We start from the raw sequence: 14,399 nt of genomic DNA, 5'->3' as shown, positions 1-14,399 counted from the left end.
CGGGTCAGCTGCAGATCAATGCCTCGAGCTTTGAACGAAGTTCCGGCGTCAAGGGCGTTGGCTTTCGGGTCTGGCGGTCAACAAAGACATGGGTGAAATACCCCTCTGCCGCCGCGGTTTGACTGTCCTCGGCAAAAAGCCCGATTTCATAACGCACCGAGCTGCGCCCCAGATGGCCGACGCGCAACCCGGCCTCCAGCGGCGCGGGGAAGCCAAGTTCGGCGAAGTAACGGCAGCCACTTTCCACCACCAACCCGATCACATCAGACGCGCGCGGGTCCAAAACCCCCTGCGCGATCAACCAGCCATTCACCGCTGTATCAAACAGGCTGTAATGCACCGCGTTGTTCATATGGCCGTACATGTCATTGTCTTGCCAGCGCGTCTGCAGCGGATAAAAGGCGGCATATTCCGCGCGATTGCCGGGGCTAGGGCGGGTACTCATGCCTCAAGCCCCAAACAGATGTATTTCATCTCGAGGTAGTCCTCGACCCCGTGACGCGAGCCTTCGCGGCCCTGACCCGATTGTTTCACCCCGCCAAAGGGCGCAACCTCGGTCGAGATCAGCCCGGTGTTCACCCCGACCATGCCGTATTCCAGCGCCTCGGCCACGCGGTACACGCGCGAGATGTCATTGGCATAGAAATACGAGGCCAGACCAAAGATCGTGTCATTGGCTTGCGCGATCACATCGGCCTCGTCCCTGAAACGGAACAAGGGAGCAACCGGGCCAAAGGTCTCTTCGGTGGCAACGGCCATGTCGCGGGTGACGCCGGTCAGCACCGTGGGCTGAAAGAACGTGCCGCCCTTGGCATGGGGCGCGCCGCCGGTAGCCACCTGCGCGCCTTTGGCGGTGGCATCTGCGATATGGTCTTGCACTTTATCCATCGCCTTGGCCGAAATCAGCGGCCCGGCGCTAACCCCATCCTCAAACCCGTCGCCTACCTGCATGGATTCAACGGCTTTGACCAATTTCGCAGCGAATGCATCATAAACTCCGTCCTGCACGTAAATCCGGTTGGCGCAGACACAGGTCTGCCCGTTGTTGCGGTATTTGGAAGTCATCGCGCCTTCGACCGCTGCGTCAAGATCGGCATCCTCAAAAACGATGAACGGTGCGTTGCCGCCCAGTTCCATCGAGGTTTTTTGTACCTGATCGGCAGACTGACGCATCAGAATTCGTCCGACTTCGGTTGAGCCAGTAAAAGTCAGCTTCGCGACCTTAGGGTTGGCGCAAAATTCTTGGCCTATGGGGGCCGAACGAGAAGAGGTCACCACCGACAGCAACTCCATCGGCACCCCGGCGTCAAAGCCCAGCTTGGCCAATGCCAGTGCCGACAATGGTGTTTCTGCTGCTGGCTTGGCGATGCAGGCGCAACCCACGGCCAATGCAGGGGCCAGCTTGCGCGCGATCATCGCGTTGGGGAAGTTCCACGGCGTAATCGAGGCCACAACCCCCACCGGTTGTTTGATCACGGTGATGCGCTTGTCGGGCTGATGGCCGGGAATGGTTTCGCCATAGATACGTTTGGCCTCTTCCGAAAACCACTCGATATAGGACGCGCCATAAAGGATTTCGCCCTTGGCCTCGGCCAGTGGTTTGCCCATCTCAGCGGTCAGGATCGCGGCCAGATCATCGGCATTGGCCACGACCAGATCATACCAGCGGCGCAACACCGCCGCGCGCTCTTTGCCGGTGCGCGCGGCCCAGGCCGGGCGGGCGGCATGAGCGGCATCAATTGCGGCGCGGGTTTCGTCTATGCCCAGATTGGGCAGGGTGGCGATGACCTCATCAGTGGCGGGGTTGCGCACTTCGAACTGGTTTGGGGCGTCTGAAATCCAGCGCCCGGCAACTGGAGCGGCAGAGATCAGCAGGGTTGGATCAGAGAGGCGCGCGGCCAATTCGATGGTGTCTTTGGGCATGAGAGTCCTTCCTTGGGCCATAGCGCCGAGTTCAGAGAGGGGCGACGCGGCCGCATCAGCCGCGCCGTGGGTGCTTAGAGCGCGGCCTCATAGATGTGGCGGGCATCGGCCTCGGTCAGATCGCGTGGATTATTGACCAAAAGCCGGGTCTGGTTCATCGCGTCTGCTGCCAGTTTGGGCACGTCGCTTGCGCCGATACCAACACCGCGCAGGCCGGGTTCCAGCCCCAGTTCGCGATTCAGGCTGGAAAGACGGTCGATCAGATCGGCGCAGATCGCCTGACTGTCGCGGCTCGTGTCGATATCGGGGAAGATATGCGGGGCCAGTTCCGCGTATTGCGGCCCGGCGACCGGCGCGTTGAAGCGCATCACCTGCGCCAGAACCAAAGCGTTCGACAACCCGTGCGGCACTTTGAACAGTGACCCAACCGGATAGGCCAGCGCGTGCACCGCTGCAACGGGGGAATTGGCAAAGGCCTGCCCGGCCAACATCGAGCCAAGCAACATATTCGCCCGCGCTGTGCGGTTGGTGCCGTTGAACACGGCCTCCCGAATATTCGCAGACAGAAGTTGCAATGCCTGCACCGCCAACATACGGCTCAGCGGATTGTTGTTGGGCGATTTGGAGGTATATGCCTCGATTGCGTGGACCATAGCATCGACGCCCGTGGCGGCGGTGACGGCAGGGGGCAGGCCCAGAGTCAGATCGCAATCCAACAGCGCCACATCGGGTAGGATCAGGGGTGAACTGATCCCCTTCTTTTCCGCCGCACCGGTGGTCAGGATCGAGATCGGCGTGACCTCGGACCCGGTGCCGGCAGTGGTCGGCACCAGCACCAGCGGCTTGCGTTGCCCCCGTGCCTGCGCCACGCCATACATCTGATCCAGCGGTTGATCCGAGCCAAGGCACAGCGCCACGACCTTGGCCACATCCATAGACGAGCCGCCACCGAATCCAACCACGCACGCCACCCCCGCATCGCGGGCGATTTGGGTCGCCTCTTGGACGGTGGTGGCTTTGGGGTCGGGCTCGATGCCGTCAAACAGGGTCACGTCAAAGCCTTCAGCCTTGAGCGACGCCAAAGCGCCGTCGGCAAGGCCCAGCCCCATGATCCCCGGATCGGTGACAAACAGTACTGGGGCACCGGGGGCGATGCCGGGCAGGCTGGCCACGATTTGTCCCATCTGCGCCGCGCCGCCGTCGATCTGGCGCACGGACGCGGTGGTGTTAAAGATGAAATCTGACATGGCTCCCCCTTACGCTGCGGCCTTGGCGGGCATCTGGCTCATCTGACCCCGCTCAATCGCATAGACCTTGTCGACGACCTTTTCCGAGTGGCTGTAGTCGGATTCTGAAATCAGAACCGACAGGTGCTCTGACCGCAGGTCCGCGATGACCTCCATCAATCGTTGTGCCAACGCAGGGGCGACTCCCTCGAACGGCTCGTCCAGCAACAACAGATTGCTGCCCGCCACCAAGGCCCGCGCCAGTGCCACCAGCTTTTGCTGACCGCCAGACAGGGTCATGGCGCGGCGTTCGGCAAAGCGGCCAATCTCGGGCATCAGCTCATAGACCCATTTCAGCCGCGCACGATCTGCGTTGCCAGTGGCCCAGAGCGACACCATGATGTTGTCCTCGACGGTGAAGTGGGGCACCAGACGGCGATCTTCGGGCAGGTACCCGACACCCAATTCGGCCCGGTGATGGGCCGGGGTTCGGTGCAGATCTTGATGGTCAAACCGGATAGAGCCGCTGTCCACCGGCAGCACGCCCATAATGGCGCGCATGACGGTGGTTTTGCCCGCGCCGTTGCGCCCGATCAGGCCCACAGTGGTGCCGGTTTCAATCTCAAGGTTGATGTCACGCAGGATCGGAATCCGCTTAATCGACAGGTTGACGTTTTCCATGGTCAGCATCAGGCAACCCCTTCTGTGTCTGCGGTACGGTGAAATTCGGTGCCGATGACGAACTCGCGCACCTTGTCGTTGGTCAGGACCTCGGCGGTGGGGCCATCGGCCAGAATGGTGCCTTCATAAAAGGCGACCACGCGAGGGCTGAAGGCCTCGACGATTTCCATGTCATGTTCGATGAACAGCACCGCCGTGTCCGAGGATTTCAGTGCCTCGATCAACGTGCCCATGAATTCCATCTTTTCGTCTGCCGAAACACCCGAGGTGGGTTCATCAAGAAACAGCAATGCCGGGTCCGAAACTGTCGCCATGGCGATGTCGATCAGCTTGCGGATGCCCTGCGCCAGCGTGCCAACCTCGCGGTGGGCGTGCTGGGCGATGCCGAAACGCTCTAACGCCTCTATCGCGCGGCCCTCAAGGCGGCGATCAATAGCGGGTTTGAACACTGGCGGGGCGGGATTATCGGCAATGGTCAGAGCGATCAGCATGTTGTCGATCACCGTGAGTTCCTGAAACAGCTGCGGGATCTGAAAGCTGCGCGCGATGCCCTTGCGGGTGATGACCCGCGTCGGCAAGCCAATCATGCTTTTGCCGCGATACAGGATCTCGCCCGAGCTGGGCGGCAGATAGCCGGTGACCATATTTACAAAGGTGGTCTTGCCCGCGCCGTTCGACCCGATCACGCCCATGACCTCGCCGGCGTGAATACGGATGTTGATGTTATGGGCCGCGACCACCGCTCCAAAGGTGCGTTTCAGATCACGAGTTTCAAGGATGACATCCATGTTCATTCTCCGGGTTGGGTGTTGGCGTCGGCTTCGGGATCAAAGCGCTTCGCGGTGGAGGATTTGGCCAGCAAAGACCACAGCCCCTTAGGCAGGAAGATGATGGTCAACAGCATCACCGTGCCCAGGATCATCTGCCAGGTGTTGGGGGATATCTCGACGGCATAAACCCGCAGAATTTCCAGCAAGAAGGTGCCAATCAGGGGCGCGACGATGCTGCCCGTGCCGGCAAGGATGCAGACAAACACGAAACTGCCCGACGTGGTCCAGTTGGTCATTTCGGGGTCCACATGGCCCAGGCTCAGCGCCCAAAGCACCCCGCCCATCGACGACACGACCGCCGCGATCACATAGGTCACATGCACCGCGTTGTGGGCTGACGCGCCAAGGTACTCCACACGCAGCTCATTCTCGCGAATAGCCTCGTTGACGTATCCCAAAGACGAGCGCAGCAACCGGTTCAATGCAATGGCGCTGGCGACAACAACGGCGGCGGTGATGATGAACAGGGTCATCCGCGCGGCTTCGCCCGATGGGGCCATGCCAAGATAGGTCGGCACCGGTAGGTTGAACCCATCGGTCGAGCCCAGTTCCTCGGTCGAGGACAGCAGACCATAAAGGATCATCGAAACTGCCAGCGACAGCATGGCATAGAAAATCTCGCGGTAGCGGCGCAACAGGAAGCCAAGGGTCGTGGCGATGATCAGTGCGGCAAGGATGCCGATCAACAGCAACGCGAACAGGTCGCTGATGCCAAGGTATTTGCCCGCCAGACCGGCGGCATAACCGCCGATGCAGAAGTAAAGCCCTTGGCCAAAGCTGACCAATCCGGCGCGCATCTGGATCATCACTCCCAGCGCCACGAGCCCCATGCCCAGCGATACCTGTACGTAGTTCACGATCCACGAGGGCAGCACCATGGCGGCCAAGATCAACGCGGGCAGGGCGACCAGAAGGGAAAGTTCGGTTCGATCAAGCTGTTTCATATTTTGCGCCCCTCGCTGAGGGCAAACAGCCCATAGGGTTTGACGGCCAGCACAGCGGCCATAACCAGATAGATGGAGAAAAGCTCGGCCGGTGGATACAGATGGACCGAGGTCGCGCGGGCAAAGCCCACGATCAATGCGCCGATCACCGCGCCGGGGATCGACCCCATGCCGCCGATCACGATCACCGCAAAGGCCATCACGATGACCTCGGCGCCGATGCCGGGCACTACGGAAATCTCTGGCGCGGTCAAAGCGCCGCCCAAAGCCCCCAGCGTGGCACCGATCAGGAAGGTGACAGTAAAGAACTTGGTGACATTGATGCCCAGGGCCCCGGCGACCTCTCGGTCTTCGATCACCACCAACAGCAGCTTGCCAACGCGGGTATGGGTCAGCCCCCACCAAAGCGAGCCGCCGCAGATCACGGCAACACCGATGATCGCCAGTTTATAGACCGTATAGGGGATGCCCATGATGTCGACGGTTCCCAACGCATAGGCCGGTTGCCAAGCGACATAGCTGTCGGTGCCCCAGATCAGCTTGGTCACGTCTTCAAGGATCAGAAACAGCGCATAGGTGACCAGCACCATCAGCACCTCGTCGCGGCCATACATAAACCGCAGTACGCCGCGTTCTATCAGCAGTCCGGCCACCGTGCCCGCGATTACTGCCATCACAGGGATGATCAGATAGCTAAGCGCGACAGGATTGCCGGTTTGTACATAAAGCCCGATAGCCCAGGCCGAGGCATAAGCCCCCAGCGCATAAAAGCCGCCATGGGCGATGTTCAGAATACGCATGACGCCGTAAATCAGCGTCAGCCCGACCGAGGACAAAAACAGCCAGGCGGCAAAGCCCAACCCGTCCACGGCGATGGCGACCGCAGTCAACATAGGAATTCCTCCGATAGGGCGGGCTTTTGCGCCCGCCAGTTTTGTGTGGGGTGGACCCGGCGGGAGATGCCGGGCCCCAGAGCTGGGCTTAGTTACAGCTGGTGCCGTTAAAGCCCGACTTGATCCATTCAACCGACTTGGCACCGGCTGGAGGGTTCACGCATTCGGCGCTATAGCGGATCACATTGACCAGCTTGGCCTCGCCATCATCTGAAAGCTCAAACGTGCCATAGGCGGTGTCCTGAATGGCCTGATGGCCACCGGCCAGCGCCATGGAAACCTTGCCCGAGGGGCCTTCCCATTCCAGCCCGGTCAGCGCCCCGATCAGGGCTTGCTGATCTGCAGCACCGGCTTTGTCCGCTGCGGCTTTCACACCCAACAGGGCCTGCGCCATCTTGTAGCTGGGATAGGTCGGCAGGGTACCAAAGCGCTTTTCATAAGCTGCACGGAACCAATCGTTCAGTGCGCTTTCGGGCGCCAGATCACCATGCGGGCCGCGTGCACCGATAATCGTGCCATCGGGGATCTGCTTGGCCAGACTGTACATGGCGGTTTCACCCGCGGTCAGCACCACGCGGGAGCGTTCAAACAACCCACGGGCCGAGCCCTGGATCACGAAAGCTTCCATATCGCCGCCCCAGAACGACGAATGTACGACATCGGGTTTCGACGTCAGCAACGCTGAAATTTCAGAGCCGTACTGACCTGCATAAACCTTTGGGAACTGCTCGGTCACGACTTCGGGACTGTCTTCCAGAATGTTCATCGACTCGGAAAAATCGCGCCAGCTGTCCTGACCCCATGCATAGTTCTGGTTGATGCCCGCCACCTTTTGCGTGGACACACCTGTATCTTGCAGATACCGCGCGGCGGCGACGTTATCCATGGTGGCCGTTGCGGCCGAACGGAAGGTGTATTTAGGCTCAGTTACGATGTCTTCGAAAATCTGCGGCGTGCCACAGTCGAACAGAACTGTCAGCTTTTGCAGCTTCTCGGCTTCGGGCGCGATGGCTTTGCACGATGACGACGAAATATAGCCAACGACCAGCTCGACCCCGTCTTTTTCCACCAGCTTCTGGAAGTCAGCGTTCTTTTGCTTGGAGTTCTCGTCGACATAGATCGGGTCGATCATTTCACCGGCCAGACCGGCGCTGTTGTAAGGTGCGGGCAGGGTGCCGGCGTTGATGGCTTCGATCATCAGCTCGGCCGAATTGCGCGCAGGCACGCCAAACGGGCCAGCGGCACCGCCCGACAAAAAGGTGACGATGCCCATTTTTACAGGTTCAGCCGCAGCAGGGGCGGCCAGAGCAGCGGCCATGACCAACGCGGTCGAGCCTTGCAAAATGCGGGTGCTAAGTCCCATGATTTCCTCCAGTTGTTCTGTTCCATACAGAAGCCCACAAAGCATCGCCCGCTTGATAAGCGGTGTTTTGGATGTGCTTTGCGAAATCCTCCCAAACGCCCCGTTTCCGGACGCCCGTTAACCGTGCCGCAGCGAGGGCAGGGGCGACAGACAATCGGCAGTCATTCCTGAGCGCCAGCCGCGCATGCGACCCGGATTCTGAGCGGATGGCGCTCAAAACCCATGACGCGTTGCAGCATCGACGCCTTAGTCAGCGGGCCATATGTCGGGGGGCGGATAGACCGAAATATCGCCCAACATCATAGTAGCGGGCGCGAAGTCGGGATTCGGCAGAGTACGGCCAATCGCCTGTACCTGCAGCATCTGGTGCGATGTCGGATCCATACGAGAGGAAAACCCCTCTGGGTCCTCGGGCAGTTTCAGTTGCAGGTGTTTCAACGCCAGACGCAAGGCGGCGGTGTCGCGGGTGCCACCGGCCTGCCGCACGGCGGTGGCGATGGCGATCATGCCTGACCATGCGCCCGCTGCCGCGTAGCTGGGATAGCGCCCGGTGCGGGCGTAGAACTCTTTCACGAACTGGGCATTATGGCGCGTATCGGGCCAGTTGACATGATGACGCGCCGACAGGATCAACCCTTCGGGCATGTCTTCACCAAGGTCCGCGAGGATTTCATAATTGCCCCCGGCATCGAAATTCATGAACTGCATGTTCTGGAACAGACCCAGTTGATCGGCTTGGCGCACGAACGCGACAAGGTCCAATCCCCAATGGGCGTTCACCAGAATATCAGGCGCGTCCTGCATCAGCGCGTTGATGTACAGGCTGTAGTCTGTGTCGAACAACTTTGGCCAATAGGCTGAAACCGGGGTATAGGCCACGCCTTCTTCATCCAGAAAGCGGCGAATATCGTCCCAGCTTTGGTAGCCATAGTCGTAATCTGGGCCGATGAAAGCCACCCGCAGCGGTGCGCCACGTTTATAGTGTTCTGCAATGTATTTGGCGCCTGCCCGCATCGACTGGCGCGCATCGTTATTGACACGAAAGTACCAAGGGTGGCGCGCCGCCCCGACCAGCGTCGGCGACGCGTGATCTGTGCCGATGAAAAAGGTCTGCGATTTGCGGGCGTATTCGCTCACCGTCAGCGCAACAGACGAACTGACCACGCCACACAGAAAATCAACGCTATCTTCTTCGACGAAACGACGGGCGATCTGCAGGCTGCGCAAGGTTTTGGATCGGCTGTCCTGCACGTCTACCTGCAATTCAGGGTAGCCTTCCTGCGTGGCCAGCCAATCCACGGCCATATCAATGGCGACGGTTGAATCCCGCCCATAGAGCCCGCCCGAACCGGACAGAGGAAACAGGCATCCAACCTTGACCGGCGCGCTCTGAGCCAACGCCGGGCAGGCCATCAGCAGCAGTATCAACAGTGCTCTCATGACAGGTCCAGTCGTTGCATTTTGCGTTTCAAGGCGTGGCGAGAGATGCCCAGATGATCCGCAGCCACCCCCTTGCGGCCACGCGCCTTTTGCAAGGCTTCAAGCACCAGATCGCGTTCAATCGAACGTACTTTGTCTTCGATGGTTTCAGGAGAGCGCAGATGCTGACGTTGGATTTCATCGGGCAGGGCCGTGTCTTCGATCAGGGCGCCCGGGCGCAGGATGGTCAGCCGTTCGACCATATTCTTCAACTCGCGCACATTGCCGGGCCAGTCATAGGCAGACAAGCGTTTTAACGCAGACTTGGAAAACCGCACGGGTTTCTGGCCCGTGGTCCGCGCCAGATCGCGGGCAAAGCTTTGGCACAGCAATTCGACATCTTCCAACCGGTCGCGCAAGGGGGCCATCAGCAACGGGAACATTGCCAGCCGCAAATAGAGGTCACTGCGAAACGTGCCCGCGGCGACACAGGCTTGAAGATCTTTGTTCGACGCCACAACAAGAGAAAGACTTGGCGCCAAAACTGCGCCGGTTTCCAGCCGGATTGTGCCGCTATCCAGAAACGCCATGATGCGGGCCTGTGCCGTGGGACCCAAGGCTTCGATTTCATGCAGAAACAAGGTGCCCCCGTCAGCGGCTTCGACAAGCCCGCGGCGCGGCAGGTCGCCACCTTCGCCAAATAGGGCCGCCTCAATCTGAGCGCCAGATTGAGTGGCGCAATTGATTTCAACAAACGGAGCCTCGGCACCACTGGCGCGCAGGTGGAAGTCCCGCGCCACCACAGCCTTGCCGACGCCGATCTCGCCCTGCAGTAAAATGCAGGGCACCCCGGTTTCTGCGGCGCGTCCTACCTGTTCGCGCAACTGGCGCATGGGGGGGCTGTTGCCCAACAGACTGGCGTCCTCGACCCGGCGTTCGTTGAAGAACTGTTGCTCGTGCAGGGTCGCGGTTTCCGACAACGTGGTTTCGATCAGCGCAAGCAGGTCGTCCATGTCGAAGGGTTTGCCCAAGTAATCCACCGCGCCCAGCTTCACCGCCTTTACCGCGTCCTGCGTGGCGTCCAGCGCTGACATCACGATCACCGGCAACGCGGGCAATTCAGCCTTGAGCGAGCGCAGCACCTCTATCCCCGATACGCCGGGCATGCGCACATCCAGCAACACAAGGTCGGGCTTTTCCTTCAGGGCCAGTTTGTGGCCAACCGCACCGCCATGACTTTCAAGACACTCATACCCAGCCTGGCGCAACGCAAAGGCCAAGGATCGCGTCAGTTTGATCTCATCGTCGATTATCAGGATGCGTGCGCTCATTCGGGGGCCTCGCTTTTATGTGCCGGAAAGGTCAGGGTCACGACGGTACCTTTGCCGGGGCGGCTGTCGATATTCATGGTGCCGGCGTTGTTGCGGACAAGTTCGGCGGTCACCGCAAGGCCCAGCCCCGAGCCCCCGGCCCGTGTCGTGAAAAACGGGCGCAGAACTTTCTGCAATGTCGGGGCATCCATTCCGGCGCCGGTATCTGCAACGGTCAGTACCACCTCACCATTCTGACGCAGGACCGTCAGCGAGATCACGCCGCCATCAGGCATCGCTTCGACAGCATTCAACACAAGGTTCAGCAGAATTTGCCGAAGGTGGGTTGGGTCAATCTCGAACTCTAACCGAGACTCTCCGGCCAGGTTCATCGTGACATTGCGTTCCATCAGACGGGCCGCCGTGAGGGTGCGCAAAGAGCGAAACACCTCGCGTACCGCCACCCGGGATTTAACCGGCGCGGCGGGGCGCGCGTATTTCAGAAACGCTTCGATGGTGCGGTCAACCCGCTCGATTTCGTCGGTGATCGCGTCATACATGACAATACGATCCGGGTCGGGCTCGCTTTTCTTCATGCCGTAGATCGTGGTCGACACGGTGGCCAGAGGATTGCGGACTTCATGCGCGATTCCGGCGGCCATGTCGCCCAAGGCCCCGCGGCGTTCCATATCAACCCGACTGTTGATCATCTCGCGCAATTGGCGGCGCATATGGTTGAACGCCTGAGCAAGACTGCCCAGCTCTCCGGGGCCGTTGTCGGGAACAGGGGTTGCGAAATCGCCCCTCGACACCGCATCTGCTCCGTCGCGCAGCGGGCGCAGGTATCCGGACAAACGGCGTGACATCTGTACAAACAAGGCCCCCATCGCCGCCGCCAGAAGCGCGGCCAGCAACAATAGCGTCAGGCGCAAGTTCTGGCGTGGCGCATCGAGGCGACCGGTCTCGGCCACCAGTTGCACCCGCCAGCCCGGCAGGATGGGGGCCGAACTTTGCAATACTTCCCCCGCCGCCGCCAATGTTCCCGTGGCCGCGACTCCCAGCCGATCAAAAACCACCAGTTGCGGGCTGCGAATGCCCGGAAGGCTTAAGGGGGCCATCTGTTCTGTTAGCGAAGCAAGCCGCAGGCGCATCATCACAAAACCCAAAGGCTGATTATCCACGGTGACCGGCATGCGGATCAGGAACCAGCCGGGCCGCCCGTTTTCTGGCAGGATCGGGCCGATAATATCGGCACCGCCATGGCGCACAAACGGGGCCATCACGGGGATGCTTTCGCGTTTCCCTGCACCGGAAGGAGCGGCGGCCAAAAGGTGCTCATCATCCGCCAGCAGTTCGATGCCATAGACTTCGGGGCTTTCGGCCTCCAGTAGTAGAAAGTCGAAATAGGCGTCATCAATCGGTTGTTCAGCGCCCGCGCGCAGAAAAGCAGCCGTTGCAGGTAAATCGGCGATGTTTTCCAGCCGGTTCATTTGCCCGGACAGAAAGCTGCTCATCCGGGCGGCGACGGCTTCCGTTTCACCCTCGACCCGGCTGGCCGAGACCCGGTGCAACAGATCCGCAGCGTAGCGATCATAAAGTACGGAGATAATCAGAAGCGGCACCAATGCCGCAATCAACGCGGCCACCATATAGCGCCGCGCGAGACTGCCACGACTCCATGATTTGGCAAACACCACGCATTCCTCCCTGTGGGGACGTTACACCGCGAAGAATGGCTTTGATACAAAATCGCGCACGGTTCTGAGCGGAAACCGCTCAGACTTGGCTGGTGGAGCGAGGATGGTTTTAGGGGTAGGCCCCCGGTACTCTGTTCAGCAAGCACATGCCGAGCCAGTTCGTTAATTATTAGGCGGTGCAGTGATCATCAGGTCTTAAATCGCCCATTCCGGTTGGCGCGCGATATAATTCATGCATATTCCTGCGATAGAGCAGCTTTATCGATGACGTAAATATCAGGAAGACCAGGTTGGAACGCCTTACTATTACCACCACCCCGATTGAGGGGCAGAAGCCCGGAACCTCCGGCCTTCGCAAGAAGACACGCATTTTCATGCAGCCGCACTATCTGGAAAATTTCGTTCAGGCGATATGGAACGGGATTGGCGGTGTTCAGGGCAAAACCTTGGTTCTGGGCGGCGATGGCCGGTATTTCAATGATCGTGCTGCGCAGGTAATTCTGCGCATGGCCGCTGCGGGCGGCGCGGAACGGGTGATCGTGGGGCAGGGGGCGTTGCTGTCTACCCCTGCAGCCTCAAACCTGATCCGCCAGCGCGGGGCTGATGGCGGCGTCATCATGTCGGCCAGCCATAACCCGGGCGGCCCGGATGAAGACTTTGGCGTGAAATTCAACATGTCCAACGGAGGCCCTGCGCCCGAAGACGTGACCGCACGTATGTTTGAGGCCACCAAGACGTTGACCGAATACCACATCGTGCAAACCCATGACGTGGATCTTGACACCTTGGGCGAAAGCCAGATGGGGGATATGATTGTCGAGGTGGTCGATCCGGTGGCCGACTATGCCACGCTGATGGCCGACCTGTTTGATTTCGATGCGATCAAGGCCTTGTTCGCCGGCGGCTTCACCATGTGTTTTGATGCGATGCATGCCATAACCGGCCCCTATGCCACGGCGATCCTCGAAGACACGCTGGGTGCAGCGCCCGGCACCGTCATTAACGCCGTGCCCAGCCCCGACTTTGGCGGTGGTCACCCGGACCCCAATCCGATCTGGGCGAAAACCCTGATGGATCTGATGATGGGCAACGCGGCACCTGATTTCGGGGCGGCCTCGGATGGCGACGGCGACCGCAACATGATCGTCGGTAAGGGCTGCTATGTGACCCCGTCCGACAGTCTGGCGGTTCTGGCGGCCAATGCGCATTTGGCGCCGGGGTATAAAGACGGCCTTGCAGGCGTGGCGCGATCCATGCCCACCTCGGGCGCGGTGGACCGCGTGGCCGAAAAGCTGGGTATCGGGTCTTATGAAACGCCCACCGGCTGGAAGTTCTTTGGCAACCTGCTGGATGCAGGGCGCGCGACGCTGTGCGGCGAAGAAAGCGCGGGTACAGGCTCAGATCATGTACGCGAAAAGGACGGGCTTTGGGCGGTACTGCTGTGGCTGAACATTCTGGCCGTGCGCAATCAAAGCGTTCTTGCTGTCATGCAAGATCATTGGGGTGAATACGGCCGCAACTATTACTCGCGTCATGACTATGAAGCGATCGACAGCGCTGCGGCCAACAGCCTGATGCAGGGCCTGCGTGATAAACTGGCCCATCTGCCGGGGCAAACCGTGGCCGGGCTGGTGATTTCGGCTGCGGATGAGTTCGCCTATGACGATCCGGTGGATGGGTCACGATCAGAGGGGCAGGGGATCCGCATCCTGTTTGAAGGTGGTGCGCGCGTGGTGATGCGCCTGTCGGGCACAGGCACAGAAGGTGCCACCCTGCGCGTCTATCTGGAATGGTTCAGCGCCGATGACTTTGGCAAGGATCCGCAACAGGCCCTGTCCAGCGTCATAGAGGCCGCTGATACCCTGGCCGGGATTCGAGATTTGACGGGGCGCACGGCCCCGGATGTGATCACCTGATCGGTATTATTGTGCAAAAGGCGCGCCCTGAGTTTCACGGCGCGCCTTTCTTTTGAAATATTCTTTCAAACCCCATGCTGCAGCGCAGCTAAGCCGCTGATTTTTTAGAGCTTTCAAAGTTTTTCGCCTTTTTCTCGCATAAAATGCAAAAAAGCACTTGCGGGTTTGGGTGGGTAGCCTTAGAACCCCCTTCACCG

General features: G+C 60.0%; 13 protein-coding genes. 1 reads left to right on the top strand and 12 read right to left on the bottom strand.

Annotated elements, in window-relative coordinates; all coding sequences use genetic code 11:
- Window positions 1-4: 4 nt before the first annotated feature.
- From ATO10_RS10035 to ATO10_RS09985, 11 genes are all read right to left on the bottom strand, one after another.
- Complete coding sequence (locus ATO10_RS10035) at window positions 5-445, bottom strand: acyl-CoA thioesterase (protein ID WP_035251108.1); 441 nt, start codon at window positions 443-445, stop codon at window positions 5-7.
- On the bottom strand, window positions 442-1,923 hold the full coding sequence (locus ATO10_RS10030; RefSeq protein WP_035251107.1) for an NAD-dependent succinate-semialdehyde dehydrogenase: 1,482 nt from the start codon (window positions 1,921-1,923) through the stop codon (window positions 442-444). The genes ATO10_RS10035 and ATO10_RS10030 overlap by 4 nt, the downstream gene beginning before the upstream one ends.
- Window positions 1,924-1,997: 74 nt before the next feature.
- Window positions 1,998-3,170 carry an iron-containing alcohol dehydrogenase gene (locus ATO10_RS10025; protein ID WP_035251106.1) on the bottom strand — a complete coding sequence of 391 codons (1,173 nt, stop codon included), beginning with the start codon at window positions 3,168-3,170 and terminating at the stop codon, window positions 1,998-2,000.
- 9 nt (window positions 3,171-3,179) lie between these two features.
- On the bottom strand, window positions 3,180-3,839 hold the full coding sequence (locus tag ATO10_RS10020; RefSeq protein ID WP_035251104.1) for an ABC transporter ATP-binding protein: 660 nt from the start codon (window positions 3,837-3,839) through the stop codon (window positions 3,180-3,182).
- Window positions 3,839-4,618, bottom strand: a complete 780-nt coding sequence (locus ATO10_RS10015) for an ABC transporter ATP-binding protein (protein ID WP_035251102.1) — start codon at window positions 4,616-4,618, stop codon at window positions 3,839-3,841. The genes ATO10_RS10020 and ATO10_RS10015 overlap by 1 nt, the downstream gene beginning before the upstream one ends.
- A 2-nt stretch (window positions 4,619-4,620) precedes the next feature.
- On the bottom strand, window positions 4,621-5,604 hold the full coding sequence (locus ATO10_RS10010) for a branched-chain amino acid ABC transporter permease (RefSeq protein ID WP_035251100.1): 984 nt from the start codon (window positions 5,602-5,604) through the stop codon (window positions 4,621-4,623).
- Window positions 5,601-6,497 carry a branched-chain amino acid ABC transporter permease gene (locus ATO10_RS10005; protein ID WP_035251098.1) on the bottom strand — a complete coding sequence of 299 codons (897 nt, stop codon included), beginning with the start codon at window positions 6,495-6,497 and terminating at the stop codon, window positions 5,601-5,603. Before ATO10_RS10005 ends, ATO10_RS10010 begins: the two co-directional genes overlap by 4 nt.
- 88 nt (window positions 6,498-6,585) lie before the next feature.
- A complete protein-coding gene (locus tag ATO10_RS10000) occupies window positions 6,586-7,860 on the bottom strand; it encodes an ABC transporter substrate-binding protein (protein ID WP_035251409.1) in 1,275 nt (424 codons plus the stop codon).
- A gap of 246 nt (window positions 7,861-8,106) precedes the next feature.
- On the bottom strand, window positions 8,107-9,300 hold the full coding sequence (locus ATO10_RS09995) for an ABC transporter substrate-binding protein (protein ID WP_035251096.1): 1,194 nt from the start codon (window positions 9,298-9,300) through the stop codon (window positions 8,107-8,109).
- Window positions 9,297-10,610 carry a sigma-54-dependent transcriptional regulator gene (locus tag ATO10_RS09990; RefSeq protein ID WP_035251094.1) on the bottom strand — a complete coding sequence of 438 codons (1,314 nt, stop codon included), beginning with the start codon at window positions 10,608-10,610 and terminating at the stop codon, window positions 9,297-9,299. The genes ATO10_RS09995 and ATO10_RS09990 overlap by 4 nt, the downstream gene beginning before the upstream one ends.
- Window positions 10,607-12,286: a sensor histidine kinase gene (locus ATO10_RS09985; RefSeq protein WP_155886747.1), complete on the bottom strand. Its 1,680-nt coding sequence runs from the start codon at window positions 12,284-12,286 to the stop codon at window positions 10,607-10,609. Before ATO10_RS09985 ends, ATO10_RS09990 begins: the two co-directional genes overlap by 4 nt.
- Window positions 12,287-12,576: 290 nt before the next feature.
- Between ATO10_RS09985 and ATO10_RS09980 the strand changes: the two genes are divergently transcribed.
- The gene (locus tag ATO10_RS09980) at window positions 12,577-14,202 is read left to right on the top strand and encodes an alpha-D-glucose phosphate-specific phosphoglucomutase (protein WP_035251090.1); all 1,626 of its coding nucleotides are present in this window, start codon (window positions 12,577-12,579) and stop codon (window positions 14,200-14,202) included.
- A 6-nt stretch (window positions 14,203-14,208) separates the two neighbouring features.
- On the opposite strand, the gene ATO10_RS16620 is transcribed toward ATO10_RS09980, so the two are convergent.
- On the bottom strand, window positions 14,209-14,399 hold a 191-nt coding region (locus ATO10_RS16620; RefSeq protein WP_238323458.1), incomplete at its 5' end, for a hypothetical protein.

Origin of the sequence: Actibacterium atlanticum (genome assembly GCF_000671395.1) — a bacterium.
Taxonomy (GTDB): Bacteria; Pseudomonadota; Alphaproteobacteria; order Rhodobacterales; family Rhodobacteraceae; genus Actibacterium_D; species Actibacterium_D atlanticum.
This window is presented reverse-complemented; position numbering and strand designations above follow the sequence as displayed.

Coding starts and splice junctions, on each gene's coding strand:
- ATO10_RS09990 (WP_035251094.1), bottom strand. CDS start 10,610: ATGAGCGCACGCATCCTGATAATCGACGATGAGATCAAACTGACGCGA.
- ATO10_RS09995 (WP_035251096.1), bottom strand. CDS start 9,300: ATGAGAGCACTGTTGATACTGCTGCTGATGGCCTGCCCGGCGTTGGCT.
- ATO10_RS10025 (WP_035251106.1), bottom strand. CDS start 3,170: ATGTCAGATTTCATCTTTAACACCACCGCGTCCGTGCGCCAGATCGAC.
- ATO10_RS10000 (WP_035251409.1), bottom strand. CDS start 7,860: ATGGGACTTAGCACCCGCATTTTGCAAGGCTCGACCGCGTTGGTCATG.
- ATO10_RS10010 (WP_035251100.1), bottom strand. CDS start 5,604: ATGAAACAGCTTGATCGAACCGAACTTTCCCTTCTGGTCGCCCTGCCC.
- ATO10_RS10005 (WP_035251098.1), bottom strand. CDS start 6,497: ATGTTGACTGCGGTCGCCATCGCCGTGGACGGGTTGGGCTTTGCCGCC.
- ATO10_RS10015 (WP_035251102.1), bottom strand. CDS start 4,618: ATGGATGTCATCCTTGAAACTCGTGATCTGAAACGCACCTTTGGAGCG.
- ATO10_RS10030 (WP_035251107.1), bottom strand. CDS start 1,923: ATGCCCAAAGACACCATCGAATTGGCCGCGCGCCTCTCTGATCCAACC.
- ATO10_RS10020 (WP_035251104.1), bottom strand. CDS start 3,839: ATGCTGACCATGGAAAACGTCAACCTGTCGATTAAGCGGATTCCGATC.
- ATO10_RS10035 (WP_035251108.1), bottom strand. CDS start 445: ATGAGTACCCGCCCTAGCCCCGGCAATCGCGCGGAATATGCCGCCTTT.